This window comes from bacterium endosymbiont of Bathymodiolus sp. 5 South, assembly GCF_900128535.1.
In the GTDB taxonomy this organism is placed as follows: Bacteria; Pseudomonadota; Gammaproteobacteria; order PS1; family Pseudothioglobaceae; genus Thiodubiliella.
This window is the reverse complement of sequence record NZ_FQTR01000177.1, coordinates 1-3,122: the sequence shown is the minus strand read 5'-3', so window position 1 is coordinate 3,122 and position 3,122 is coordinate 1. Positions and strand designations below refer to the sequence as shown.

The following is a 3,122-nucleotide window of genomic DNA, read 5'->3' as shown; positions in this document are numbered from 1 at the left end:
GTGCAGTAATTGGCATTGCTGATTAACCGACAGAAGAGAACACGGCATGTGTGGTGAAGATAGCTTGAACTCAACTAACTGTTTGCGATTAGATAAGCCCAAGCTTTTTAGCTTTTTTGCCAGCCACTCCTTTTCTACGGTTACTTTACCTACTAGTGTAGTTAAACGCTCGTTTTGCTTTTGTGATTTAATAAGCTCTTCTTTGTATTCTTTAACTGCCTTGGATGGCTCCATGGCAATTTCAGCGTTAGCAAGGAAGGTTTTCTTCCAATTCTGTAGGTTTTGTGGAAGGATGTTATGCTTGCTAGCAATCTGCACTAGGGTGCTTTTATTTTGTAATAACTCAAGTACTAATTTTGTCTTAAATGTTGAGGTATATTTGGTTCGTTTTTTACTCATTTTTTTTACTCCGATTTTTTTGTTTAGTTTGACTTGTTCGAAATAAGAAAATTTAAATTGTTGTCTTAATTTGTTGGGGTTTTATACTTTTTCTGGTGAAAGATATCTGACTCTTGTCAAGCCGTCAGTATACTTTTCTGTTTTAGAGTCCATTTGGCATCTTTATCATTTGAGTTACTATCGGGGGGGCTCTTCATCATAAAGTTCATAAATTCAGAGGCTTTATTGGTTTGTAAAACCTTATTATCTATCTTATACCATCCTAAAACATTACAACCTCTTGTTGCACCCAAAGTGCAACATTGTCACCTATATTGGCATCACCATGAGTGTAAACATCATAAGTGATACCATCAACAGTTTTATCAATGGTTGAATCACTAAAACCAGCAGCATTTACTTTATCGCCACTATTGCCTAATACTTTAAGAATATTGGTACTAGTAGAGGCGTGTAATAAATCATCTAAGTTGAGCTGTAGGGTGTTGTTACCTGAGCCTGTAATGTCAATAACTTCAATGTCTTGGATGCGTCTGTCGCTGATCTTGGTTAAATCTAGGGTTAAACCTGCACCCTCTAATTTAAGGGTATCAATACCACCACCACCATCAACACGGGCACGGTTGCCTGCGCCAGTTTTTTCTAGTGCGGCGATGTTGCTGGCGTTGATGATAATCGTATCATCGCCTGTACCTGCGTTAAGGACATCCATACCGCCGTTGCCCGTTAGGATATCGTTGCCTGCACCAGCAACAAAGATTTCATCTTTAGTGGTGCCAGTAAGAATATTGTCATTTTTATCGCCGAGGTAATCAATGGTGTATTTTGACTCATCGCCCAGTTTTGATAGATCTATGGCATTAGTGTTGGTTTTGCCGAAGATGACATAGGATTTACCTGTGTTTGTCTTACCACTCTGATCAGTGCTATCAGCACCCACAATTAAATCATCTAAACCATCACCGTTGACATCGCCTGCACTGGAAACTACGCGGCCACTATGATCACCCACTGATTCGCCAATGATAATAAAACCACCAATACCAGCGGCAATGTCTGATAATTCAATGGTATTGGTATTGTCTTTTTTGCCGAACACAACATATGATCTACCTGCATGTGATTTACCGCTTGGATCAGCTTGCTTAGCGCCTATAATTAAATCATCTAAGCCATCACCGTTAACATCACCTGCGCTGGAGACTGAATAGCCACTATAATCACCCGCTGACTCGCCCTTGATAACAAAGCCTCCTTTGCCAGCGACAATGGCTGACAATTCAATGGCTGGTGTTGTCTTTTTTGCTGAATATAACATACGATTTACCTGCATTTGATTGATAGTCTGGATCGCCTACAAAAACACCTATAATTAAATCATCTAAGCCATCGCCATTGACATCGCCTGCGCTGGAGACTATATGACCGCTATAATCATTCCCTAGTTCGCCCTTGATAGCAAAGCCATCTGTACTTGTGCCAGCAGCAATGGCTGATAAATTAATAGCATTGGTGTCTTGTTTGCCGAACACGACATACGATTTTCCTGTGTCACGTGCACTAACAATTAAATCATCTAAGCCATCACCGTTGACATCGCCTGCACTAGAGACTAAGTGACCACTCCAAAAACTCCCTAACTCGCCCTTGATAACAAAGCCACCTGTGCCAGCAACAATGTCTGATAAATTAATGGCATCGGTGTCCTGTTTGCCGAACACAACATAGGATCTACCTGCGTTTGATTTATCGTTTGGATTGGTGCTATGAGCACCCACAATTAAATCATCTAAACCATCACCATTGACATCACCTGCGTTGGAGACTGAGCGACCACTGTAATCGCGCACTAACTCGCCATTGATAACAAAGCCTCCTTTGCCAGCAGCAATGTCTGATAAATTAATGGCATCGGTGTCCTGTTTGCCGAACACGACATAGGATTTACCCGCAGATGGTTGACCCTTTGGATCGGCACCATAAGCACCTATAATTAAATCATCTAAGCCATCGCCATTGACATCACCTGCACTGGAGACTGAATGACCACTATGATCACGCACTGACTCGCCATTGATAACAAAGCCACGCTGAGCCCCCATTAATATTACACCTTTTTGAACCCAAAGCTCAGCATTAGCACCTGTATTAGCGTCACTATGAGTGTAAATAGAATAAGTGACACCATTAACAGTTTTCTTAGTTGCTAAACCATTAAAGCCAGTGGTAACGACTTCATCGCCACTATTGCCCAATACTTTAAGAATATTGGTGCTAGTAGAGGCGTGTAATAAATCATCTAAGTTGAGCTTTAGAATGTTGTTACCTGAGCCTGTAATATCAATAACTTCAATGTCTTGGATGCGTCTATCACTGATCTTAGTTAGATCTAGAGTTAAGCCTGCACCCTTAAGCTTAAGGGTGTCAATACCACCACCACCATCAACACGGGCACGGTTACCTGCACCGGTTTTTTCTAGTGCGGCGATGTTGCTGGCGTTGATGATAATCGTATCATCGCCTGTACCTGCGTTAAGGACATCCATACCACCGTTGCCCGTTAGGGTGTCGTTGCCTGCACCAGCAACAAAGATTTCATCTTTAGTGGTGCCAGTAAGAATATTGTCATTTTTATCGCCGAGGTAATCAATGGTGTATTTTGACTTATCACCCGGTTTTGATAGATCTATGGCGCTAGTGTCGGTTTTACCGAAGATGACATA

2 protein-coding genes and 1 pseudogene are annotated in these 3,122 nt (G+C 41.6%); all 3 read right to left on the bottom strand.

The features are described 5' to 3' along the window. A partial coding sequence (locus BBROOKSOX_RS09705) for a transposase (protein ID WP_139661477.1) occupies window positions 1-399 on the bottom strand: 399 nt, incomplete at its 3' end. Window positions 400-661: 262 nt separating this feature from the next. Next, window positions 662-1,717 carry an integrin alpha gene (locus BBROOKSOX_RS09700; RefSeq protein WP_180323969.1) on the bottom strand — a complete coding sequence of 352 codons (1,056 nt, stop codon included), beginning with the start codon at window positions 1,715-1,717 and terminating at the stop codon, window positions 662-664. Then, window positions 1,680-3,122: pseudogene (locus BBROOKSOX_RS09695) on the bottom strand (FG-GAP repeat protein); the annotation flags it as partial. The pseudogene BBROOKSOX_RS09695 and the gene BBROOKSOX_RS09700, both read right to left, overlap by 38 nt.